Below are 24,464 nucleotides of genomic sequence, written 5' to 3' on the forward strand. Positions count from 1 at the left end.
GGGGGGGGGCGCCCCCCCCCCCCGGGGGGGGGGGGGCCCGGCCCCCCCCCCCCCCCCCCCCCCCCGGCCGGGCCCCCGAGGGCGCGGGCCCCCGAGGATGCGGGAAGCCGCGGACGGGGAAGCCGGCGGGCCGGCCGGGCTCGGGGTCCGGCCGGCCCGCCGGCCGCGTCAGGGTGGTTCCGGGCGGTGCCCTACGCCTCCTCGGCGAGCAGTGCCTCGACCTCCTCGTCGGAGAGCCCCGCGATCTCGGCCTCGACCGCCCGTTCGACGGCCTCCGCCTGGAGGGCGACGGTCGGCGCCTCGAAGAGCAGGCGCAGCGGCAGCTCGACCGCGAACGCCCGGCGCAGCTGGGCCAGCACCCTGGTGGCGAGCAGCGAGTGCCCGCCGAGGTCGAAGAACCCGTCGTGCACGCCGATCCGGTCGAGGCCCAGGACCTCACCCCAGATCCGCGCGACGACCTCCTCCGCGGGGGTGCCGGGGGCGAGGTAGCCGCTCTCCAGCTGCGGGCGGCCCGCCTCGGGGACCGGGAGGGCCTTGCGGTCCACCTTCTTGCTGCTGGTGAGCGGCAGTTCGGGCAGTTCCACCCAGAGTGAGGGGACCATGTACTCGGGGAGCCGGTCGCCCAGGTAGGCGCGCAGGGCCGCGATGTCCGGGGCCGTGCCGTCACCGGTGACGAGGTAGGCCACCAGCCGGCGGTCGCCGGGCCGCACGTCCCGGGCCACCACGGCGACCGCGCGGACCAGGGGGTGCCGGGCGAGCGCCGCCTCGATCTCGCCGAGCTCGATCCGGAACCCGCGGATCTTGACCTGCTGGTCGATCCGGCCGAGGAACTCGATGACCCCGTCGGCCGCGTAGCGGACCAGGTCGCCGGTGCGGTACAGGCGGCCGGGCTCGGGCGAGAACGGGTCGGGCACGAAGCGCTCGGCGGTCAGCGCGGGCCTGCGGTGGTAGCCGCGGGCGACCCGGACCCCGCCGAGGTAGAGCTCGCCCGGCACCCCGACCGGCACCGGGTTGAGGTCGGGGTCGAGGACGTACGCCGTGGTGCCGGGCACCGGGCGGCCGATCGGCAGCGTGGACTCCCCGCGGGCGCCCGGGAGTGCGCCGGCGACGGGGTGCAGCACACAGGTCACGGTGGCCTCGGTGGGGCCGTAGTTGCACAGGAAGCGGGCGGGCAGGCCGGTGGCGGCCCAGTGCCGGGCATCGTCCACCGTGACCACGTCGCTGCCGACGTTCATCAGCCGCAGCCGCTCCAGCCGTCGGTCGCCCGGCGCGAGGCCGGCGACCAGCTCGCGGTAGTAGGCCGGGGTGATCTCCATGATCGTGACCCGGTACTCGGCCAGCCGGTCCGCCAGCTCGGCCGGGCTCCAGAACAGCGGATCGCTCACCACCACGGTCGCCCCGGCCAGCAGGGTGGCCGCCATCTGGTCCATCGCCACGTCGAAGGTGAGCGCCGACAGCAGCACCACGCGGTCGTCGGCGCCGATGTCGTACGCCTCGGCGATGACCTCGCAGTGGTGGGCGTAGGAGCCGTGCTGGATCAGCACGCCCTTGGGCTGCCCGGTGGATCCCGACGTGTAGATGACGTAGGCGAGTCGGTCCGGGTCGACGGTCACCGCCGGGGCCGTGGTGGGCCGTCGGGCCAGCAGGTCGGCGTCGCCGTCCAGGCTGATCACCGTCGCCCGCCCGCCGGCCAGGCGGTCGGCGAAGCGGCTGTGCGTCAGCACCGTCGAGGCCCCGGCGTCCGCCAGCATGAAGGCGAGCCGCTCGGCGGGGTGCTCGGGGTCGAACGGCACGTAGCAGCCGCCGGCCTTCAGCACGCCGAGCAGGGCGACCACGACATCCGGCCCGCGCTCCAGGCAGACCCCGACCACGCTCTCCGGGCCGACTCCCGACGCCCGCAGGTGGTGCGCCAACTGGTTGGCCCGGGCGTCGAGTTCGCCGTAGGTGAGGCGACGCTCGGGCCGGCCGGCGTAGACCACCGCGAGCGCGTCGGGCTGCGCGGCGGCCCGCGCCGCGAAGAGCTCGGGCACGCAGGCCCGGGGCTGCCCGGCCGGGGTGCCGCGCCAGTCGGTGAGCAACTGCCGCCGCTCCGGCCCGGTCAGCATCTCCAGCCCGCCGATCCGGGCGTCCGGCGCGCCGACGGCGCTGCGCACCAGCTGCAGGTAGTGCTGGGCCATCCGTTCCACGGTGGACCGGTCGAACAGCGCGGTGGAGTACTCGAAGGCGCACGAGAGCGTGCCGTCGGGCTGCTCCTCGAAGGTGACGGTGAGGTCGAACTTGGCGACCCGCCAGTCGGCCGGCAGCTCCTCGACGTCGACGCCGTCGATCTCCAGCGGGCTCTGCCGGGTGTGCAGCAGCTCGAACATCACCTGGAAGAGCGGGTTGCGGGACAGGTCGCGGTCGGGGCGCAGCTCGTCGACCAGCCGCTCGAACGGCAGGTCCTGGTGGGCGTAGGCCTGGACGGCGTCGGCCCGTACCCGGTCGAGCAGTTCGGCGAAGGTCGGCGCCCCCGAGAGGTCGGCCCGCAGGACGACGGTGTTGACGAACAGGCCGGCCAGGTCCTCCGTCTCGGCTCGGGTGCGGCCGGCCACCGGGGTGCCGACCGCGAGGTCGCTCTGACCGCTGTAGCGGGCCAGCAGCACGTGGAACGCGGCCAGCAGGACCATGAAGGAGGTCGCCGAGCGGGCCCGGCCCACGGCGGCGACCGCCGCGCCGAGGTCGGCGGGCACCTCGACGTGGAGCAGTTCGCCGCGCGGGTCGCGCACCGCCGGGCGCGGTCGGTCGGTCGGCAGCTCCAGCGGCTGGAGGCCGGTGAGGTGCTCCTTCCAGTAGTCCAGTTGGGCGGCGACCACCGGCTCGGCCAGCCGGTCGCGCTGCCAGGCGGCGAAGTCGGCGTACTGCACGGCGGGCGCGGCTTCCGGCAGCGGGAGGCCGGCCGTGAAGCTGCGGTAGAACCGCCCGATCTCGCCGGTGACCACCTCCATCGACCAGGCGTCGGTGGCGATGTGGTGGAAGGTCAGGGCGAGGATCCACTCCTCGGCGGCGGTGCGCAGCAGCGCGGCCCGCACCGGCGGCTCGCGGTCGAGCTCGAACGGCCGGCCGGTCTCCCGGGCGAGCAGCTCGTGCACGTCCCGCTCGGCCTGGCCGCGCAGGTCCTGCGCGGCCAGGCCGAGCGGGCGCGGCGGGTCGACCACCTGCACGGGCACCCCGTCCACCTCGGTGTACCGGGTGCGCAGCACCTCGTGCCGGGCCACCACCTGGTCCAGGGCCCGGCCCAGCGCCTGCTCGTCCAGCCGGCCGGTGAGCCGCAGCACGGCCGGCACCAGGTACTCGGCGCTGCCGGGCTCCAGCCGGTCGAGGAACCAGAGGCGCTGCTGCGCCGAGGAGAGCGGCAGCGGGCCGGTCCTGGGGGCGGGGGTGATCGGCGGCAGTTCGACGCCCCGGTAGCCGGTCTCGATCAGCTCGGCCAGCCGGGCGGGTGTGCGCAGGGCGAAGACCTGGGCGAGCGGCAGCTCGACGCCCAGCGCGTCGCGCAGCCGGAAGGCGACCCGGGTGGCGAGCAGCGAGTGCCCGCCGAGGGCGAAGAAGTCGTCCCGGGCGCCGACCCGTTCCAGCCCCAGGACCTCGGCGAAGACCGCGGCCAGGGTCTGCTCGACGGGGGAGCGCGGGGCGACGTACGCGCCCGCGGCCTCGGAGCGTGCGGGGTCGGGCGCGGGCAGCGCCGCGCGGTCGACCTTGCCGCTGGCGGTCAGCGGGAGCGCGTCCAGCAGGACGAAGGCGGAGGGGACCATCGCCTCCGGGAGCCGGCCCGCCAGGTGCGAGCGCAGCCGCTGCGGGTCGAGCACCGCCGCCGCCTCGGGCACGACGTGCGCGATCAGCCGGTGGTCCCCGTCGTCGCGGCGCTGCACGCCCACCACGGCCGCGGCGACGCCCGGGTGGGTGCACAGGACGCCCTCGACCTCGCCCGGTTCGATCCGCACACCGCGGACCTTGAGCTGGCCGTCGATCCGGCCCAGGTACTCCAGCCGGCCGTCGGCGTGCCACCGCGCGCGGTCCCCGGTGCGGTAGAGCCGCTCGCCCGGCTGCTGCGGGAAGGGGCTGGGGGCGAACCGTTCGGCGGTCAGCCCGGGGCGGCCCAGGTAGCCGCGGGCGAGTCCGACGCCGACGACGCACAGTTCGCCGGGGACGCCGACCGGGCAGAGGTTGTCGTCCCGGTCGAGGACCAGGATCCGCAGGTTGTCCAGCGGTCGGCCGATGGAGACGGTCCGGGCGCGGTCGTCGGCCCGGTAGCGCCAGGCGGTCACGTCGATCGAGCACTCGGTGGGCCCGTAGGTGTTGTACAGCTCGACCTTCACCCGGCTGAGCAGCTTCTCGCAGAGGCGGGCCGGCAGCGGTTCGCCGGCGCAGAACACCAGGCGCAGGCTGGTGCACTCGGCGAGGCCCGGCTGGTCCACCAGGGTGTTCAGGACCGACGGCACGAGCTGCAGCACGGTGACGCCGTGCTCGGCCACCGCCCGGAGCATCGCTGCCGGGTCGCGGTGGGCGCCGTCGGGGGCCAGCACGATGGTGGCGCCGCACACCAGCGGTGCCAGGAACTCCCACATCGCCGCGTCGAAGCCGATCGTGGTCTTCTGCAGGATCCGGTCGCCGGCCGAGAGGCCGTGCCGCTCGACGGTCCACAGCACGCGGTTGCGGATCCCCTCGTGGGGCACCAGCACGCCCTTGGGCAGGCCGGTCGAACCGGAGGTGTAGACGGCGTACGCGGCGCCGGCCGGGTCGACCCGCGGCAGGTCGACGGTGTCGGAGCCGTCGGGGAAGGCCGGCTCCCCGCCGTCGAGGACGACGTCGGCCGGGAACTGCGGCAGGTCGTGCGAGGCGTCGGCGATCAGCAGAGCGGCCGCGCTGTCCCGCAGCAGGTGCTCGCGGCGGGCCGCCGGGTGCTCGGGGTCGACCGGGACGTAGACCGAGCCGGCCTTGAGGACCGCGAGCAGCGCGGTGACCAGGTCCGGGCCGCGGCGCAGGGACACCGCCACCGGCACCTCGGGGCCGGCGCCCAGCTCGATCAGCCGGCGGGCCAGGCGGTCGGCCCGCCGGTCGAGCGCGCCGTACGTCACCTCCTCGGTGCCGAACACCACCGCGGTCGCCTCGGGAGTGGCGGCGGCCTGCTCGGCGAAGAGCTCGTGCAGGCAGCGGTCGGGACGCGGGACCACCGGGCCGAGGCCGGCCTCGTCGAGGCGGTCGCGCTCGGCGGCGTCCAGCAGGTCGAAGCGGGCGAGCGGGCGCCCGGGGTCGGCGGCGAGGCCCGTCAGCAGCCGGCCGTAGTGGTCCGCCAGCCGCTGCACGCTCTCGCGTTCGAACAGGGCGGTGGCGTACTGGAGGGAGCCGGAGAGGGTGCCGTCCTCGTGTTCCAGCACGTGCAGGGTCAGGTCGAAGGCCGCGCCCGCCCCCGGCGTGGGGACGACCCGCACCTGGAGGCCGGGCAGCGTGAACGGCCGGGCGGCGGCGTTCTGCAGCGCGAAGGAGACCTGGAAGAGGGGGTTGCGGGAGAGGTCCCGGTCCGGCGCCAGTTCGTCCACCAGGCGCTCGAACGGGACCTCCTGGTGGGTGAAGGCGTCCAGCGCCGACTCCCGCACCTGGGCCAGCAGGTCGAGGAAGGACGGGTCGCCGGACAGGTCGGCCCGCATCACCAGGGTGTTGGTGAAGAAGCCGACCAGCTCCTCCACCTCCACCAGGGACCGGCCCGCCACCGGCGTGCCCACGGCGACGTCCGTCCGGCCGGTGTGCCGGGCCAGCAGGGCCTGGAAGGCCGCGAGCAGCACCATGAACGGCGTCGCACGGTGGGCCCGCGCCAGCCGTTCGACCGCCGCGACCAGCTCGGGGGCGAGCGCGAAGTCCACGCTGTCGCCCGCCGCGTCCCAGACCGCCGGCCGCGGCCGGTCCGTCGGCAGGTCCAGCGGCGCCAGCCCGGCGAGCCGGTCGTGCCAGTACGCCAGGTCCTCGGCCAGCCGGTCGCCGGACAGGTACTCGCGCTGCCAGTCGGCGAAGTCCGCGTACTGCACCGGGAGCGGCCCCGGAACCGGTGCCCCGCCGCCGGTGAACGCGCCGTAGAAGGCGTCCAGCTCCCGGGCCAGGACGCCCCAGGACCAGCCGTCGAAGGCGATGTGGTGCACCACCAGCAGCAGGAGGTGCTCCTCCTCGGACAGCCGGAGCAGGGTCAGGCGCAGCGGCAGCTCGGTGGCCAGGTCGAACGGACGGCGGATCCCCCGCTCGACGACCGCGCGGGCCTCGGCCTCCCGCTCCTCCGGCCGGATGTACGTCAGATCGAGCCGGGACAAGGGCACTTCGGCGTGCTCGGCGATCTCCTGTACGGGTACGCCCTGGGCCGCCGGGTACCGGGTCCGCAGCACCTCGTGCCGATCCAGCACCGCCTGCGCCGCCCGGGTCAGTGCCCCGGTGTCCAGCGGCCCGGTGATCCGCAGCACGAGCGGCAGCAGGTAGTCCGCCGCCCCCGGTCGCAACTGGTCGATGAACCACAGCCGTTCCTGGGCGAAGGACGTCGGGCAGTGCACCGGCTGCCCCTGCGCAGCCCCGTCCGCCAACTCGGCCTCCGGGCCGAAACCACCGTTCACCTGCCACCTCCCACAGAGCGCCACGTCGGCGTGCGGTCAGCCTGCCGAGGATCCGGCGGTGCCCGGTAGAGAGGGACCGGCAGACCTGCGCGCCGCACGACTGCGCACTCCGCCGTCGGTTCTTCTCTGTGGCCGCCGAGCCGGCCTGCGGCACGCTGTGCTGCGACAGAGCCGGACACCGAGGGCCGGTCGAGCAGTGCGGGAGGACAGCGGGATGGCTGACGAGAACACCGACGAGCGCACCTACTGCGTGGTCCGCAACGACGAGGAGCAGTACTCGATCTGGCTCGCGGACCGGGAGCTTCCGCTCGGCTGGTACCGGGAGGGCTTCGAGGGCCCCCGGCAGGCCTGCCTGGACCACATCGACGAGGTGTGGACGGACATGCGCCCGCTGAGCCTGCGCCGCCGCATGGAGCAGGCGAGCCAGGCCTGATGGGCGAGCGAAGCGAGCACGTGCCGCTGCCCGACCTCTCGTTGCACCAGCGGGTCGCGCAGCACGCGGCCGCCGCGCCGCAGGCCGTCGCGGTGGAGTGCGCCGGCGAGCGGCTGACCTACGCCGAACTGGACGCCCGGGCGAACCAGGTGGCCCACCTGCTGGGCGAGCACGGCGTCGGCCGCGGTGACCCGGTGGCGGTCTGCGCGGGGCGCGACATCGAGGTGGTGGTCGCACTGCTCGGCGTGCTCAAGGCCGGCGGCTACTACGTGCCGCTGGACCCGGAGTACCCGGCCGAGCGGCTGGCGTTCATGGCCGCGGACTCCGGGGCCCGGATCCTGCTGGTCCAGCCGGAGTCGGCGCACCGCTTCGACGCCGTCCCGGGCCTGCACGCCGTCCCGATGGCGAAGGGCCCGGTGGCGCCCGGCCGCCCGACCACCCCGCCGCCGGTCGCCACCCACCCGGACGACCTCGCGTACCTGATGTACACCTCCGGTTCGACGGGCCGGCCCAAGGGGGTCGGCATCACGCACCGGAACGTGCTGCGGCTGGTGCACGGGGTCGACTACGTCGACCTCGACGCCGGGCAGGTGGTGCTGATGCTCGCTTCGCTCTCCTTCGACGCCTCGACCTTCGAGATCTGGGGCCCGCTGGCCAACGGCGCCAGGCTGGCCGTCCTGCCGCAGGGCATCCCCACCGGCGAGACGATCGAGCGGGCCGTCCGCGACCACGGCGTGACCCTGCTGATGCTCACCAGCGGGCTGTTCCAGCACGTGGTGCGCACCCGCCCCGACGCCCTGGCCCCGGTCCGCCACGTCCTCGTGGTCGGCGACGTGGCACCGCCCGCCGAGGTGCGGGCCCTGATCGAACTCGGCGTCGAGGTCAGCAACGGCTACGGGCCCACCGAGTGCACGACGTTCAGCTGCGTCCGGCGCGGCATCACCCCGGCCGAGACGGCCGGCAGCATCCCGATCGGCGCCGCCATTACCAACACCACCGCGTACGTCGTCGACGACCGGGGCCGGCGCACCCCGCCCGGCACCGAGGGCGAACTGCTGATCGGCGGACCGGGCGTGGGCCTCGGCTACCTCGGGCGGCCCGCCCTCACCGCCGAGCGCTTCGTGCCGGACCCGTTCGGCACCACGCGGGGCGGCCGGCTGTACCGGACGGGTGACCTGGTGGTCCGTCAGGACGACGGCCTGTTCAGGTTCCTGGGCCGACGCGACCAGCAGGTGAAGATCCTCGGGCACCGGGTGGAACCCGGCGAGATCGAGGCGGCGCTGAGCAACCACCCCGAACTCGCCGCGGCGGCGGTCGCCGTGCGGCCGACCGCCGCCGGGGGCAAGCAACTGGTCGGCTACGTCGTCCCCGCCGGCGACGCGGCGCCCACCGGCGCGCAGCTGCGGGCGTACCTGGGCGAGCGGCTGCCGGACTACCTGGTGCCGACCGCCTGGGTCACGCTCGCCGCCCTGCCGCTCACACCGAACGGCAAGGTGGACCGGGCGGCCCTGCCGGACCCGGCCGCGGGCGGGCGCGGACCGGTGGCGGCGGCCAGGACGCCGCTGGAGGAGTCCGTGGCCGAGATCTGGACCGAGCTGCTCGGCGTGGACCCGATCGACGTGCACGACGACTTCTTCACCCTGGGCGGCCAGTCGCTGCTGGCCACCCAGGTCGTCGCCCGACTCCAGGAGCGGTTCCCGGTCGCACTGCCCGTGCGTGCCGTGTTCGACGCGCCCACGGTCGAGCGGCTGGCCGCCCTGGTGCACCGGGCGATCACCGAGCATGTCGAGCAACTGACGGATTCCGAGGTGGAGTTGATGTTGTCGCAGGTGCGTGAGGGATGAGCACAGTGCCGAACCGGCGTGCGCCGGGGAGTTCCGGGGACCAGCGGCAGGCGCTGCTGGACAGCCTCCTGCGCGGCGCCGCCGGCCCCGCGCGCGCCTCCGCGGCGATCGGTCCCGCACCGCGCGACCGGCAGCTGCCCCTCTCCTTCGCCCAGCAGCGGCTCTGGACCCTGGAGCAGCTGCGCCCCGGCACCGCCGAGTACGTGGTGCCCCTCGGCTGGGAGCTGCACGGGCCGCTGGACGTCCCGGCGCTGCGCCGGGCCCTGCGCGAGCTGGTCGAGCGGCACGAGGTGCTGCGCACCCGCTACCGGGAGGACGACCACCGGCCGGTCCAGGTGGTGGACCCGGCCGCCGAGCCGGACTTCGCCGAGCTGGACCTCAGCGGCCTGAGCCCCGACGAACGCCCGGCGCGGACGGCGGAGGCGATCGAGCGCGAGGCCAGGACGCCGTTCGACCTGGCCGACCGCTGGCCGCTGCGGGCCCGGCTGGTGCGGCTCGCCCCGGACCACCACGTGCTGGCCCTGGCCCTGCACCACATCGCCGTCGACGGCTGGTCGGTCGGCGTGCTCGCCCGTGAACTCGGCGCGCTGTACTCGGCGTTCGCCACCGGCTCGGCGGCCCCGCTGGAGCCGCTGCCGGTGCAGTACGCCGACTTCGCGGCCTGGCAGCGCGGCGAACGAGGCGGCCCGACGACCGGGCAGCTGCCGTACTGGCGGTCCCGGCTCGCGGGTGCGACCGCGACCGCCCTGACCACCGACCGGCGCCGCCCCCCGGTCTTCGACCCGGCCGGCGCCACCCTGCCGTTCACCGTACCGGCCCGCACGGCGCGGGCCCTGGCGGAGCTCGGGCGCTCGCGCGGCGCGACGCCGTTCATGGTGCTGCTGGCCGCGTTCCAGGTCCTGCTGGCCCGGCACACCGGCCGGACGGACATCGTGGTGGGCACGCCGGTGGCCGGGCGCACCAGGGCCGAGGTGCAGGGCCTGGTCGGCTTCTTCGTCAACACCCTGGTGATGCGCACCGACCTGTCCGGCGACCCGTCCTTCCTGGCCGCCGTGGACCGCGTGCGGGAGACCGCGCTGGACGCCTTCGCCCACCAGGAGGTCCCGTTCGAGCGGCTGGTGGACGAGCTGGCGCCGGAGCGGGACCCTTCCCGCAACCCGCTGTTCCAGATCATGTTCGCGCTGAACAACACCGCCCCCGCGGAGTTCGACGGCACGGACCTGCGGGCCACCGAACTCGCCACGCCCTGGCACGGATCCCGGTTCGACCTGACGCTGCACCTGACCGAGCAGCCCGACGGCTCGCTGCGCGGAGTCGTCGAGTACGCGACCGCGCTGTTCGGCCCGGAGCGGATGGCGGCGCTCGCGCAGCACTTCGCCACCCTGCTCGAAGGGCTGGCCGACGACCCGAGGACGACGCTGCACGAGGCGCCGCTGGCGTCGGCCGGCGAGCTGGAGCTGCTGGCCGGGTTCAACGACACGGCGGTGGAGTACCCGCAGGACGGGCTGCTGCACGGGCTGGTCGAGGAGCAGGCGGAGCGCTCCCCGGACGCGGTGGCGGTGCGCTTCGAGGGCCGTGAGCTGACGTACGCGCAGCTGGACGCGGCGGCCGCGCGGGTGGCCCGCCGGCTGCGGGCGACCGGTGTCGGCCCGGAGTCGGTCGTCGGGGTGTGCCTGCACCGCAGCCTGGAGCTGCCGGTGGCGCTGCTGGGCGTGCTCAAGGCCGGTGGGGCGTACCTGCCCCTGGACCCGGGGTACCCGGCGCAGCGGCTGGCCCACATGCTCGCCGACTCCGGCACCCCGGTCGTGATCACCACCGCCGACCTGGCGGCCGGCCTGCCCGGGCACGATGCCCGGACCGTGCTCGTCGACGAGGCCCAGGGCGACGAACCCCAGGCCCAGGAGGTCGAGGCCGACGAGGGCGCGGACCGGCCGTCCCCGGCCGTACCGGTGGACCCGGACAACCCGGCCTACGTGATCTACACCTCCGGCTCCACCGGCCTGCCCAAGGGCGTGGTCGTCACCCACCGCGGCATCGTCAACCGGCTGCGCTGGATGCAGGACGCCTACCGGCTCGACCGGGACGACCGGGTCCTGCAGAAGACGCCCTACAGCTTCGACGTCTCGGTGTGGGAGTTCTTCTGGCCGCTGGCCACCGGGGCGACGCTGGTGCTCGCCCGCCCGGACGGGCACCGCGACCCCGGCTACCTCGCCGAGACCATCACCGGCGAGCGGATCACCACCACCCACTTCGTCCCCGCCATGCTGCGGCTCCTCCTCGACACCCTGCCGACCGGCAGCGCGCTCACCCCGCTGCGCCGGGTCCTGTGCAGCGGCGAGGCCCTGCCCGACGACCTCGCCGACGCCTTCCACCACCACCCGGCGATCCGGCACGCCGAACTCCACAACCTCTACGGCCCCACCGAGGCGTCCGTCGACGTCACCGCCACCCCCTGCCCGCCGGGGCAGCCGGTGACCATCGGCCGTCCCATCGCCAACACCCGCACCCACGTCCTCGACCAGGACCTCACCCCCCAACCCCTCCACCTCGCCGGCCAACTCGCCCTCGCCGGCGTGCAACTCGCCCGCGGCTACCTGGGCCGCCCCGCCCTCACCGCCGAACGCTTCGTCCCCGACCCCGACCCGCGCCACCCCGGCACCCGCCTCTACCTCACCGGCGACCAGGCCCACCACAACCCCGACGGCACCCTCACCTACCACGGCCGCACCGACCACCAGGTGAAACTCCACGGCCACCGCATCGAGCTCGGCGAGATCGAGACCGCCCTGCGCAGCCACCCTGCCGTCAGCCAGGCCGTCGTCACCGTCCACCAGGACCACCTCACCGCGTACACCGTCACCGCCCCCGAGAGCGCCCCGCCCGCCCCGGCCCGGCTGCGCGACCACCTCGCCGCCACCCTGCCCGCCCACATGCTCCCCACCCACTACCGCGCCCTCGACGCCCTCCCGCTCACCCCGAGCGGCAAGATCGACCGCAACGCGCTCCCGGCACCGGACCCGACACCGGTCGACGCGGCGAACCACACCCCGCCGAGCACCCCGCTCCAGCACCTGATCGTCCGCAGCTGGGCCGAGGCCCTCGGCATCGAGCCGCACCTGATCGGCGTCCACGCCGGCTTCTTCGCGCTCGGCGGCGACTCGATCCGGGCCATCGGCGCGGTCGGCCGCCTGCGCGGCGCCGGGCTCGACATCGCCGTCCAGGACGTCTTCCGGCACCAGACGGTCGCCCGGCTCGCCGAGGCCGTCGCCCCGCGCGGCGCCGGCGCGGAGCAGGCCGGGACGGCTCCCTTCGAGCTGCTCGCCGAGGCCGACCTCGACCGTCTCCCGGCCGGGTCGGCGGACGCCTACCCGCTGTCGCTCGCCCAGGCCGGCATGGTCTACGAGATGCTCGCGGGCGCAGACCGGGGCGTCTACCTGACCAACCTGAGCCACCCGGTCCGCGACGACGGCGCCTTCTCGCCGGACGCCCTGCGCGCCGCCGCGGCCCTCCTGGTGGAACGCCACGAGATCCTGCGCACCTCCGTCGACCTGTCCTCGTTCTCCGAGCCGCTGCAGCTGGTGCACCCCACCGCGACGATCCCGGTCTCGCACGTCGACCTGCGACAGCTGGGCGCGGCGGAGCAGCGGGCCGAACTCGCCGCGGCCGTCGCCCGCGACCGGCTGGCGCCGTTCGACCTGGCCGTGCCGGGCCAACTGCGGTTGGTGGCCTACCAGCTGGACGAGCGGCACTGGCAGCTGTCGGTCAGCAACGGCCACGCCCTGCTGGACGGCTGGAGCCAGAGCTCGCTGGTCGGCGAACTGCTCGGCTACTACCGGGCCCTCCGGGACGGCCGGGATCCGGCGCCGGCCGCCCCGCCCGCGGCCCGGTTCGCCGACGCGATCGCCCTGGAGAAGCGGGCCCTGGCGTCCGCGGCGGACCAGGAGTTCTGGCGTGAGCGGGTCGCCCGGTACGCCCCGCTGGCGCTCCCGCAGGCCTGGGCGAGCCCGCCCGGCGCGGCGGACGACGGGGGTTCGAAGACGGGCCCCGGGGCGGACGAGGTGGCCAGGGTCGACTTCCGCGACCTGCTGCCGCAGCTGCGCGCGGTGGCGCAGGACGCCGGGGTGCCGCTGAAGAGCGTCCTGCTGGCCGCGCACCTCACGGTGCTGGGCATGATCAGGGGCGGCACCGGGAGCCCGATCGCCTTCCGGACCGGCCTGGTCTGCAACGTGCGGCCGGAGACGGTCGACGGCGACCAGGCGCGCGGCATGTTCCTCAACACCGTGCCCTTCGGGCTGACGCTGGACGCCCCGAGCTGGACCGAGCTGGCCCGCGCGGTGTTCGCCGAGGAGACCGCCCTGTGGCCGCACCGGCACTACCCGCTGCCCGCCATGCAGCGGGCCTGGGGCCAGGGGACGCCGCTGGTGGACGTCTTCTTCAACCACACGGACCTGACGGTGGTCGACGGCGAGTCCGTCGGACTGGACGAGGTCGGGGAGCGCACGGCGAACGAGTTCGGCCTCTCGGTCTCCACCGTCGCGGACGGCTTCGTGCTGGAGGCCGGCGCGGAGCGGGTCGGCCGGGCCGAACTCGACCTGCTGGCCCGGACGTACCGGCACGTCCTGGTCGGCCTGGCCGCCGACCCGCAGGCCGACCCGCGCCGCACCGCGCTGCCCGAGCCGGACCGCCGCACGCTGCTGGAGCGCTGGAACACCGAGCCGCCGGCCGCCGCCGGGCGCAGCCTCGTCGCGCTGTTCGAGGAGCAGGCGGCCCGCACCCCGGACGGCGTGGCCGTGATCTCCTCCGGCGACCGGCTGACCTACCGGCAGCTGGCCGAGCAGGTCGCCCGGCTGGCCGGACACCTGCGGGATCGCGGGCTGGGCCCGGGCGCGACGGCGGCGGTCTTCCTGGAGCGCGGTCCGGAGCTGCTGGTCGCGCTGCTGGCCGTGCTCGCCACGGGCGCCGCCTACGTGCCGCTGGACCCGGACCACCCCGCCGAGCGGAACGCCTTCGTGCTCGCCGACACCGCCGCCTCGGTGGTCGTCACCCGGACCGGCCCGGCGGAGCGGCTCACCGCCCTGCCGCCGGCCGCCGGCGGTCCGGTCACCGTGCTGCTCGACGCGGACCGGGAGGCGATCGCCCGGCAGAGCCCGGCGTTCGCCGGGCCGCAGCTCGACCGGGACGCCCTCGCGTACGTCATCTACACCTCCGGCTCCACCGGCCGGCCCAAGGGCGTGATGATCACGCACGGCGGCCTGGCCGACTTCCTGACCGCGATGCTCGACCTGCCCGGACTGCGCCCCGGCGCGCCGGTGGCCGCGCTGACCACGGTGTCCTTCGACCCCTCCGTCCTGGAGCTCTACCTGCCGCTGCTGGTCGGCGCCCCGGTGGTGCTCGCGACCGCGGAGGAGGTCAGGGACCCGCTGCGGATGGCCGCGCTGATCACCGCCACCGCCCCCGCGATCGTCCAGTCCACCCCGGTCACCCTGCGGATGCTGCTGGACAGCGGCTGGTCGGCCCCGGCCGGGCTGGTGGTGCTGTGCGGCGGCGAGCGGCTGCCGGTCGAGCTGGCTCGCCGGCTCGCCGCCGACGGCGCCCGGGTGCTGGACCTGTACGGCCCCACCGAGACCACGGTGTGGACCACCGTGACCCGGCTGCGCGCGGACGGCACCCCGGAGCAGTGGTCGCCGGTGCCCGGCACCGTCCTGTACGTCCTGGACGGCGGGCTGGAGCCGGTGCCGGTCGGGGTCCCGGGCGAGATCTGCCTCGGCGGCGCCGGCCTGGCCAGGGGCTACCTCAACCGACCCGGTGTCACGGCGCAGGCCTTCGTGCCCGACCCGCACGGCCGGGAGCCCGGGGCCAGGCTCTACCGCACCGGCGACCTCGGCCGCCGCCACCCCGACGGCCGGGTCGAGCTGCTCGGCCGGGCGGACCACCAGGTGAAGATCCGCGGCCACCGGATCGAGCCCGGTGAGATCGAGGCGGTGCTGCTGGGCTGCCCGGAGGTGCGGGCCGCGGTCGTGCACCCGGTCGCGTCGGGCACCGGGGAGGCGGAACTGGTCGCCTACCTGGAGCCGTTCCCCGGCGCCACGCCGCCGGACAGCGGCGAGCTGCGCGACCTGGTGGGCCGGCTGGTCCCGGACTACATGATCCCGGCGGCCTTCGTCGTGCTGGACGCGCTGCCGCTCACCCCGAGCGGAAAGGTCGACCGGGGCAGGCTTCCCGCCCCGGCCCCGGCCGCCCGCACCGGCGAGTACCTGGCAGCGCGGACCGAGCAGGAACGGACCGTCGCCAGCGTGTGGTGCGAGGTGCTCGGCGTCGAGCGCGTCGGAGTGCACGACAACTTCTTCGACCTGGGCGGCCACTCCCTGCTGGCCACCCGCATCGCGCTGCGGCTGCGCGACGCGACCGGGCTGGACGTGCCGGTCCGCGCCCTGTTCGACCGCTCCACCGTCGCCGCGCTGGCCGCCGCGCTGCCCCAGTACGCCGAGCGCCCGACCCGGGAGACGCCCCGGCTGGTCGCCGGCCGCCGGTTCCGGCGACAGTCCGCCCCCTGACATCCGGTCACCCCACCACCACGAAGACGGAGCCAAGCCGTGAACCGCACCATGCTCAAGTCCAAGATCCACCGAGCCACCGTGACCCAGGCGGACCTGCACTACGTGGGGTCGCTGACGATCGACCAGGACCTGATGGACGGCGCCGACCTGCTGCCCGGCGAACTCGTCCACATCGTCGACATCGACAACGGCGCCCGCCTGGAGACCTATGTGATCGCCGGCCCGCGCGGCAGCGGGGTCATCGGCATCAACGGCGCGGCCGCCCGGCTGATCCACACCGGCGACCTGGTCATCATCATCAGCTACACCACGGTCGGCGACGCCGAGGCCAAGGCCCTCGTCCCCAAGGTCCTGATGGTCGACGCCGAGAACCGCCCGCTCGCCTACACCGACGACCCGGCCGAGCCGGTGCCCGGCACCCGGACCAGCCGCGGCGACGCGGTCGCCGCCCGGTAGCGCGGGGGAGCAGTAGCGGGAGCAGCTGCGGGAGGAGCAGGGGGAGGGGCGGGCCGGACCACGTTGTCCGCCCGCTCCTCCCGTTCTCCACGGGATTCAGGACGGAGCGCCGACGGCGGCCTGCGCCATGGCGATGAAGCGCGGGATGAGCGGATGGGCACCGCGCTGGGGATGGACCAGGTTCAGCGGCACCTGCGGGGCGTCCGGGATGGCGATGAACGACACGAACGAGTGCACGTGCTGGCGGCCGACGAATTCGGGGACCACGCCCACACCCCGGTTCGCGGCGACCGCTTCCAGCCATTCGTCGAAATTGCTGCAGATCGCGGAGACGCTCGGCTGGCGGTCGGCCGGCCAGTCGGTCAGGTCCGTCGTTCCGCTCACCTCGTTCAGCACGAGGCCCAGTTCGGCGATTTCGGCCCAGCTCATCTCCTCCTTTCCGGCCAGTTCGGATCGTGTGGAGACGGCGGCGATCCTCCGTTCGTGCAGCAGGGTCGTGACCTTCACGTCCGGGGCCTTGATCCGACCGCGCAGGATCGCCAGGTCGCTTTTCCCGCGGTCGACCCCGGCGAGCTTGGCGTCGTGCCGCTGCACCTGGACGGTGACGCCGGTCTCGGCCTCGAACTCGGCGATCACCTCCTGCGGCCACCCGGAAGGGAAACCCCAGGCGAATCCGAGCCTGAGCACGTCCTTCGGTTCAAAACGCAATGCGTCTTCCAACCGAGTTATGAGAAAGGAAAGTTGATCGTAAAGGCGCTCACCTTCCGGGGTGAGCGTCACCTGACGGGTGGTTCGTTCCAGTAGCTTCCGGCCGAGCAGTTCCTCCAGACGCTTGATGTTTCTGCTGAGCGTCGGCTGGGAAACGTTCATCCGCTTGGCGGCGCGGGTGAAGTGTCTCTCTTCCGACAGGGCCAGGAACCCGCGCAGGTGGTGCAGCTCGATACTCATGGACAGCAGCATATGCAGGGAGGCATATGCGTCATCAGATGTCCCGGGCCGTCGGGAGCTGTGAGATGTCGGATGCAATGGGCCCTTCCCCGGTGCCTCGGCAGGCTTTCCGGCGGCAGGCCCCACTACCGAGCCCGGGCTGTTTTCGACCGTTCCACCGCGCAGTTGACCGGCATTCACCTGAGCCTCCGTCACCGCGGTCGCGGACACTCCCGGACCGGAGGCCTTGCGCCGCCGGCCGCTCCCGGGCTGGTGGGTGGCGTCGGGCAGGCCGACCGGTCCGGCCCGGGAGCGGAGGGTTCAGCCCGAGTACTCCTCGTCGGTCACGTGCTCGTGCCAGTCGGTGGGCCCGTCGGTGACGGCGATGTGGGTCATGAACGTGCCCTCGCCGGCGCCGTGCCAGTGCTCCTCGCCGGGGTGGCAGACCACCGTGTCGCCGGCCCTGATCTCCTGCCGCTCGCCGCCGCGGGCCTGGACCACGCCCACGCCCTCGGTCACGTGCAGGACCTGTCCGGCCGGGTGGGTGTGCCAGTGGCTGCGGGAGCCGGGCGTGAACAGGACGTTGCGCACCTCGGTGTTGGCGGTCGCGCCGATCCGCGGCCACAGCCAGACGTCGCCGGTGAAGCGGTCCTCGGGGCCCTTGGTCGAGTCGCCGGGGTGGTGGATGACATCCATCGTGTGAACTCCTTCATGGTCATCGGTCATTGGTCATTGGTCGTCGGCCACTGGTCGTCGGACGTCGCCGGTTGGCGACCAGCGGCGGGTGGCTATTGCTCGCTCAGCACCGGGCCGGTCGACGTGGACCGCCCGGCGAGCAGGATCAGGGCGGAAGCGGCGAGCGACATCACCGCCAGGACGGCGGTGGTGGTGGCGAACGCGTGCTGCGGCGTCCCGCTGCCGCCGACGAGATCCAGGTAGAGGGTGCCGAACACGGCCACGCCCAGGGTGCCGCCGACCTGGAGCGTGGTGTTGAACAGGCCGCTGACGTCCGGCGCGTACCGGGCCTCGACGGTCTCGGTCATGTGCGCCAGGGTGCCGCTGAACGCCGCACCGTAGCCGACGCCGCCGATCCCCAGCAGGACGACCAGGGCGGCGGTGCCCTGGGCGCCGAGCGCGATGAGCGCGAAGCTGACGGCCATCAGCCCGCCCCCGACCGGGGCGGCCAGCCGGCGGGCGCGCGTTCCCAGCCGCCCGAGGATCGGCCCGATCAGGGCGAAGGTCGCCACCCAGGCGACCGGGACCAGGCCGGAGTAGACCGCGCTCTTGCCGAGCCCCTGTTGCAGGTAGAGCGCCAGGACGAACAGCACGGCGAAGTAGCCGGCCCGGGTGGCGGCCTGCGAGGCGAGTGCAAGGGCGACATGACGACGGGTCAGAAGCTCGACATTCATCAGCGGGGCGCCCGAGCGTCGCACCACCCTCCGCTCGGTCCAGCCGAAGAGGGCGAACACCGGCAGCGAGGAGCCCAGGCAGAGCCAGGTCCACAGCGGCCAGCCCGCGTCGCGCCCCAGGACCAGCGGTGTCACCAGCAGGAACAGCCCGAGCGAGAGCAGCGCCACGCCGGGCAGGTCCAACGCGCCCTGCTGCGAGGGGCGGTCGTCCGGCAGGAAGGCCAGCGAGGTGAACAGCAGGACGACGCCGATCGGCACGTTGATCAGGAAGACCGGCCGCCAGCCGGTGCCCAGGATGTCGGCCGACACCAGGATGCCGCCCAGTGCCTGGCCGACGACCGAACTGACGCCGAGGATGCCGGTGTACGCGCCCAGCGCCCGGCGCCTGGCCCGGCCCTCGAACTCCACCTGGATGGTGGTCAGCACCTGGGAGATCATCAGGGCGGCGCCGAATCCCTGCACCACCCGGGCGCACACCAGGACGACGGCGTCGGGCGCGAGGCCGCAGCCGAGCGAGGACAGGGTGAAGACGGTCAGCCCGGCGAGGTAGACGCGCCGCCGACCGTGGATCTCGCCCAGTCGGGCGCCGGTGATCAGCAGCATCGCGAAGGCGAGCGTGTACCCGGAGACGATGAGCTCCAGGGCGCCGCTGGAGGCGTGCAGCCGATCGCGGATCGAGGGGATCGCGACGTTGACCACCGCGATGTCGACGTTGCCCAGGAACATGCCGCCGAGCAGGGACGCCAGCATCCAGAACGGCCGTCCGCCGCGTCGGTCCCCGGGGGTGTGCGGTGCCTCGACCGGCACCGCCTCGGTTGCCGCAGAGATCTTCAAGGAATCCACATCCCGGAGTGTAACTACTAGTATGTACAGTCGCAATCCGGCGCCGGCGAAGGCCAGTCCGGGCTCGAACGGCGGACGGAAGGCAGCCGCCGGGCGGCGGGACGGCGCCGGACGGACGGCGGCCGACGGGCGACCGGGGGCGGGTGGGGCACCGACTGGACGGTCCCGCCCCCGGCCGTCACGGGCGCGGCCTCAGACCACGTCCCGCTGGACCAGCTGGAACTGGATCCCGTCGGAAGTCCCGGGCTGCGTCCAGGCATTGAGGTTCGGCCCCACCAACACAGGCTCGCTCGTGGTGAGTTCGATGCCCAGCTGCTGCACCGCCTTCATGATCTGCGGCACGTCGTCGACCTCCACGCCGATGTGCTCGATCCGGGCCTGCGCCCCGTCGCCGAGCCTGCGGCTGCGCGCCTCCGCACCGGTCGGCTCGATGAGCTCGATCCGGCCGTCCCCGCACCGGTAGAACGCGATCCGGACGTTGCGCTCGGGGATGTCCTGAGCCCGTTCCAGCTGCATGCCCAGACTCTCCAGCAGGGCTCGGGCCTCGGTGATGTCGTCCACCACCACGCCGATGTGGTCGATCCGCTTGAACATGGTCTGCCTCTCGTGACTGCTCGTGCTGCTCGTTGACTCTCGTACTGCTCGGGGTTCTCGTACGTCTCGGCGCCTGCCCCGCCGGCTACTTGGAGAAGTTGTTGTGCAGGGCCGCCAGTTGGGGAAGGTTCGACATGTTGAGGAGCAGCAGGTCGGCGTCCCCCGCCCCGTTCTCGAAGTGGTGCACGGTCCACGCCGGGATGAGCAGGATGTCGCCCTCGCTCAACCCGGTGGTGTCGCCGCTCTCGTGGAAGACCACCGTGCCCGTCCCGGAGCGCACGAAGTAGAGGTGCCACCAGGTGTGCGAGTGCGGGGTGGTGCGCTCTCCGGGCCGGACGGCCTGGAAGGTCATCGAGGTGCCGGGGACGACCTCGTGGCCGCCGTCCGGCCGGGCCAGGGTGATCGTGCCGTACTCGGTGTGCTCGGTCACCCGGAGCTCCTCGGCGAGGGCTTCCCACTGCCACAGGACCGGCTCCGGCTGCGGCCGCGCATGGCGCCGGCGGAACTCAGGGTACGGAAACTGCTGTCCGGGCTGTATCGCCACGTTCTGCCTCCGGGGTGACGTCGGTGCGCTGGTGGATGTGCGTGATCAGGTCCCGTACGGCGGTGTCCGCGTCGGCCGAGAACTGCGAGGCCATCGCGTGCCGGGGCAGCGCGTGGGTGTAGAACCGCGGCCCCTCGACCGGGTAGCCGATCGCCCAGGCGGTGGCGAGCGTCTCGCCGGTCGCGGTGACGGGCCGGCCGCACGCGTCGATCTCGATGCCGCCGGGCCGGAACGGGCCGTTGGCGTACGGGCGGACCAGCCCGCGCCCGAGCAGGTTGCCGATCAGCGGCGAGCCGTCGAGTTCCGGGTGGAAGGCGTCGAGCCGGGCGATCACCAGGGCGTCGGCGGCCACCGACTCCGCCCCCTGCGGGTACGGGGTGCGCACCACGAACCGTCCGGTCTCCCGGTCGTGGACCACGGTGCAGCCCGGCCCGCCGGCCAGGTCCACCACTCCCGCCCGGAACAGCGCGAGCAGCTGCCGGTTGCGGACCAGCGGCGGACCGAACGAGACCCGGTTCATGATCGGGCCGTAGGTCCGGTTGAACACCCGGTGCGACCGCGGGGTGAGCCCGGAGAACTCCACCGCCTCCCGCAGGCTCGCCCGGGTGTCCCGGATGACGTCGGTGGCGGCCTTGACCGGGCTCGTCGTGTTCCCCAGTTCCGCCTGCGCCAGGTCCTCGGCGACGTGGTCGAGGAAGAACCCGGTGAAGGCCTTCTGGCTGTCGAACTCCCGCCCGTGCAACGGGTCGAGGATCGCCTCGACGGCCGCCAGCTCGGCCGGGCTCGGCTCGAACCCCTCCGGGGGGACGGGGCCGCCCTGCTGCGCGGCACGGTGGGCGTAGGCCATCTCCCGCTTCAGGAGCGGCAGCACCTCCTCCTCGAAGTCGAGCCGCGGGTCGTTGCGCCGCTCCAGCGCGCGTTCCTTGAGGAGGCGCACCGCCTCCGGGGTGAAGAACCGCGCCCGGTGCTGCCCGGTGGTGCCCTTCTGGTTCACCCCGCGGGCGGCGAACGGCAGGCACTGGCGGGAGAACAGCCGGATCGCGGGCTCCCGCCCGGAGGGCCGGTAGACGAGCTCCGCGCCGGAGTCGTCGAACCGTCCGCCGCGGCCGACCGTGAGCTCGGAGATCACGTCGTGCGCGGTCAGCCCGAAGCCCTGGACGGCGACGGTGGAACCGGGGGCGATCCCGCCGAGCCGCTGCACCGGGTACGGCGAGGCGCAGTACGCCAGCCAGGGGTTGCGGTCGGCGTGCTCCCGGGCGAACTCCGTGTGGGCCCGGTCCTCGTCGGTGGGGATCCGCTCGCAGTGCCCGGTGGTGAGGAAGACGTAGTCGCTCGGCAGGCGGTGGCCGTTCGCCAGGTGGACGGTGTAGCCGCCGCCCGGGTGCGCCTCGACGTCGCACGCCCGGTCGCGGTGGTGCACCACCCTGATCCGCTCCGGCAGCGCGCGCACCGTCCGGTCGAACACCCAGGTGAGGTACTCGCCGAGCAGCTTGCGCGGCAGGTAGGCGTGTTCACCGACCGGGCGGCCGCCCTCGCCGCCGGTGGGGTGGAACCCGGTGTCGAACTCGCGGTACCCGACGGCCGCCGCCCACTCGGTGAACGAGGGGCCCCGGCCGTCGGCGAACATCGTCACCTGGCTGGCCACGGTGTTGGTCAGCAGGTGGGCGGGCTGGCCGGCGGGGTGCGCGCCCTGGCCGGGCTCGCCGGGGTCGATCAGGTGCACCTCCAGCCGGCGGTCGGCGGGCAGCCGGTCGGCCAGTTCGCCGATCCGCTGCAGGACGCTCAGGCCGCGCGGCCCGACGCCGATGATCGAGACCTGGTGGAGCGTCATCGGGCGGCCCCGATCCGCTCCGCGCGGGCCGCGGCGCCGTCGGTCCCGCTCATGGTGCTCTGGGCGCCCTGGGTGCCCTGGCTGTGCTCCGTGCCCGGGGTGCCCGGGGTGCCCGGGGTGTCGGCCAGTGGGGCCTCGTGCAGGCGCACCCAGTCGGGCGCCGCCGCCAGCGGGGGGAACCGCCGGGCCACCCGGGGGTCGTGGCCGGGGATGACGTGGTCCGGGCCGTCCGCGAGGGACTCGATCACGTCGTAGCCTTCGAGCATCGGCGTGAGCTGGTCGAGGATCGGGAACGGGCTGCGCAGCCGGATGTTGGCCCACAGGTGGGTCGCGTCGCTGGCCAGCACGACCCAGCCGCGCGCGGTGTGGACCCGGACCACCTGGGTGCCCGGCGTGTGGCCCGGCACCGGGTGCACCGTGACCCCCGGCAGGATCTCCGCCTCCCCGCGGTGCAGCACCAGCCGCTCCTCGAACAGCCCCTGCACGGCGGTCTGCACGTTGACCGGCTCGAACGGCCGGCGTACGGCCCGGTGGCGCATGGCCGGCCCGGCGCAGAACCGCAGCTCCTCCTCCTGCAGGTGGATGCGGGCCGTGGGGAAGCGGTCCAGGTTGCCCGCGTGGTCGTAGTGCATGTGGGTGATCACGACGTCCGACACCTGCTCGGCCGTGACCCCGAGGTCGGTCAGCGCGTCGACCGGGCAGCGGAACAGGGTGCGACCGCGGCGGAGGGCCATCTCCTCGGGGAAGCCGGTGTCCACCAGCAGGAAGTGCCGGTCGTCGCGGATCGCCCAGAGGTAGAAGTCCATCGGGCCGGCGCTGCCCGGGGCGAACTGGCCTTCGTCGTGCAGGAAGTTGTCCCGCGCGGGGCGGTCGGCGTGGGTGCCGAACCGGAGCGCGAGGACCTCGTAGGTCGGCAGCGGTCGACCGGCCATCCGGGTCACACCCCCACCAGGTCGAGCGGTCGGCCGATCCCGGGGCGGTCCCCGGCGGGCTCCTCCTCGAAGAAGAACGAGCGCTCCCCGAAGGCCGGGACGAGCTGGTCGAACCAGGTCGCGGCGGGGTCGAACTTCGCGTAGAAGGGGCGGCGGACGACGCCGTCCTGACGCGCCTGCAGGAACTGAAGCGCGAACACCTTCTCGCCGCGGATCGTCGGCGTGCCGTCGATGAGCACCTTGCCGGGGAAGGCGCTCATCGACGGGCCGCGCACGGTGCGGGACAGCCCGGAGACCGAGCTGTAGGCGGTCCGGAAGATGTCGTACGCCTCGGCCAGCGGCAGTTCGAAGTAGGACCGGGCACCCGTGTCGCGCTCGACGAACATGTAGTACGGCACGGCGCCGAGCTTGACCCCCAGGGTCCACAGCTCCTGCCAGGCCGCCGGGTCGTCGTTGATGTGCCGCAGCACGGGGGACTGCATCCGGACGACCGCGCCGGTGCCGGTGATGCGCCGCAGCGCCTGCTGGGCGATGGCGGGGCGCAGCTCGGCCGGGTGGTTGTAGTGGGCCATCAGGGCGAGGTGCTTGCCGGCGCCGACGATGCGCTCGAACAGGCGCAGCAGGTCGTCCGCGTCCACGTCGCTGACGAAGCGCTGCGGCCAGTAGCCGACGGCCTTGGTGCCGATCCGGATGTTCTGGATGTGCGCCAGATCGGGCGCCAGCAGCGGTTCGAGGTACCGCTCCAGCGCTCCGGTCCGCATGATCATGGGGTCGCCGCCGGTGATCAGCACGTCCGTGACCTCGGGGTGCCGCCTGAGGTAGGCGGCCAGGCCCTCGGCGTCGCGGGCCGCGAAGTGCAGGTCCTCCTCGCCGACGAACTGGGGCCAGCGGAAGCAGAACGTGCAGTAGGCGTGGCAGGTCTGGCCGGCGCTCGGGAAGAACAGCACGGTCTGGTCGTACTTGTGCTGGATCCCGGGGACGACCTGGCCGTCCAGCTCCGGCACGTTGTGGCTCAGCTGGCCGGCCGGGTGCGGGTTCATCCGGGTGCGGACCTCGAAGATCTGCTTGGCCAGCTGCTGCTTGTCACCCGAGCGGATCAGGTCGCGCAGTGCGGTGTAGTCGTCGGGTTCCAGCATCGTGCGGTGCGGGAAGTTGAGCCGGAATATCGGGTCGTCGGGAATTTTGTCCCAGTTGATGAGTTCGTCGAGTACGTACTGGTTCGTCCGGAACGGCAGGACGTGGGCCACCACCTCGACGGCTTCGCGGAGGTCCTGCGGAATCCGCTCCCATTGCGGCGACCGCGTTATCGACGACCGGTTGTACGGCTTGTACTTGGCAGGGCTGAGGTCGGCCATGTGTATTTCTCCGCTCGAATGACGGAAACGGGAGGCTGTGAGTGTCGCGCGGCGGCGGAATCGGGCGGTGTGCCGGTTTCCGGGGCCCGCGGTCCGGCCGTCGGATCGGG

Annotated in this window: 13 protein-coding genes; 4 read left to right on the forward strand and 9 right to left on the reverse strand. The window is 74.0% G+C overall.

Features of this window, described 5'->3' with window-relative positions; translation table 11 throughout:
- Nucleotides 1-191: 191 nt before the first annotated feature.
- Nucleotides 192-6,629 carry an amino acid adenylation domain-containing protein gene (locus ACIRST_RS04040; protein WP_402799822.1) on the reverse strand — a complete coding sequence of 2,146 codons (6,438 nt, stop codon included), beginning with the start codon at nucleotides 6,627-6,629 and terminating at the stop codon, nucleotides 192-194.
- A 214-nt stretch (nucleotides 6,630-6,843) separates the two neighbouring features.
- Here ACIRST_RS04040 and ACIRST_RS04045 point away from each other — a divergent pair, with 214 nt between their 5' ends.
- The 4 genes from ACIRST_RS04045 to panD are packed head-to-tail and all read left to right on the forward strand — an operon-like array spanning nucleotide 6,844 to nucleotide 15,919.
- Nucleotides 6,844-7,062 carry an MbtH family NRPS accessory protein gene (locus ACIRST_RS04045; protein WP_350523993.1) on the forward strand — a complete coding sequence of 73 codons (219 nt, stop codon included), beginning with the start codon at nucleotides 6,844-6,846 and terminating at the stop codon, nucleotides 7,060-7,062.
- Nucleotides 7,062-8,906, forward strand: a complete 1,845-nt coding sequence (locus tag ACIRST_RS04050) for an amino acid adenylation domain-containing protein (RefSeq protein ID WP_402799825.1) — start codon at nucleotides 7,062-7,064, stop codon at nucleotides 8,904-8,906. Before ACIRST_RS04045 ends, ACIRST_RS04050 begins: the two co-directional genes overlap by 1 nt.
- On the forward strand, nucleotides 8,903-15,460 hold the full coding sequence (locus ACIRST_RS04055; protein ID WP_402799827.1) for an amino acid adenylation domain-containing protein: 6,558 nt from the start codon (nucleotides 8,903-8,905) through the stop codon (nucleotides 15,458-15,460). Before ACIRST_RS04050 ends, ACIRST_RS04055 begins: the two co-directional genes overlap by 4 nt.
- Before the next feature lie 39 nt (nucleotides 15,461-15,499).
- Nucleotides 15,500-15,919 (forward strand): aspartate 1-decarboxylase, encoded by a 420-nt coding sequence (panD, locus tag ACIRST_RS04060; protein ID WP_402799830.1) that lies wholly within the window; start codon nucleotides 15,500-15,502, stop codon nucleotides 15,917-15,919.
- Nucleotides 15,920-16,015: 96 nt separating this feature from the next.
- On the opposite strand, the gene ACIRST_RS04065 is transcribed toward panD, so the two are convergent.
- From ACIRST_RS04065 to ACIRST_RS04100, 8 genes are all read right to left on the reverse strand, one after another.
- Nucleotides 16,016-16,867, reverse strand: coding sequence for a LysR family transcriptional regulator (locus ACIRST_RS04065; RefSeq protein WP_350523997.1), 852 nt, complete (start codon nucleotides 16,865-16,867; stop codon nucleotides 16,016-16,018).
- A 300-nt stretch (nucleotides 16,868-17,167) separates the two neighbouring features.
- A complete protein-coding gene (locus tag ACIRST_RS04070) occupies nucleotides 17,168-17,542 on the reverse strand; it encodes a cupin domain-containing protein (RefSeq protein ID WP_396550179.1) in 375 nt (124 codons plus the stop codon).
- Nucleotides 17,543-17,634: 92 nt separating this feature from the next.
- Nucleotides 17,635-19,098, reverse strand: coding sequence for an MFS transporter (locus ACIRST_RS04075; protein ID WP_402799832.1), 1,464 nt, complete (start codon nucleotides 19,096-19,098; stop codon nucleotides 17,635-17,637).
- A 192-nt stretch (nucleotides 19,099-19,290) separates the two neighbouring features.
- Nucleotides 19,291-19,692: a VOC family protein gene (locus ACIRST_RS04080; protein ID WP_350524000.1), complete on the reverse strand. Its 402-nt coding sequence runs from the start codon at nucleotides 19,690-19,692 to the stop codon at nucleotides 19,291-19,293.
- An 85-nt stretch (nucleotides 19,693-19,777) separates the two neighbouring features.
- Nucleotides 19,778-20,122 carry a cupin domain-containing protein gene (locus ACIRST_RS04085; protein WP_350524001.1) on the reverse strand — a complete coding sequence of 115 codons (345 nt, stop codon included), beginning with the start codon at nucleotides 20,120-20,122 and terminating at the stop codon, nucleotides 19,778-19,780.
- Nucleotides 20,123-20,198: 76 nt separating this feature from the next.
- Nucleotides 20,199-22,067 (reverse strand): FAD/NAD(P)-binding protein, encoded by a 1,869-nt coding sequence (locus ACIRST_RS04090; protein ID WP_402799837.1) that lies wholly within the window; start codon nucleotides 22,065-22,067, stop codon nucleotides 20,199-20,201.
- The gene (locus tag ACIRST_RS04095; protein WP_402799840.1) at nucleotides 22,064-22,999 is read right to left on the reverse strand and encodes an N-acyl homoserine lactonase family protein; all 936 of its coding nucleotides are present in this window, start codon (nucleotides 22,997-22,999) and stop codon (nucleotides 22,064-22,066) included. Before ACIRST_RS04095 ends, ACIRST_RS04090 begins: the two co-directional genes overlap by 4 nt.
- 5 nt (nucleotides 23,000-23,004) lie before the next feature.
- The gene (locus ACIRST_RS04100) at nucleotides 23,005-24,354 is read right to left on the reverse strand and encodes a lysine 2,3-aminomutase (RefSeq protein ID WP_350524004.1); all 1,350 of its coding nucleotides are present in this window, start codon (nucleotides 24,352-24,354) and stop codon (nucleotides 23,005-23,007) included.
- Between the last annotated feature and the right edge of the window lie 110 nt (nucleotides 24,355-24,464).

Source organism: Kitasatospora sp. NPDC101447 (genome assembly GCF_044767225.1).
Lineage (GTDB): Bacteria > Actinomycetota > Actinomycetes > Streptomycetales > Streptomycetaceae > Kitasatospora.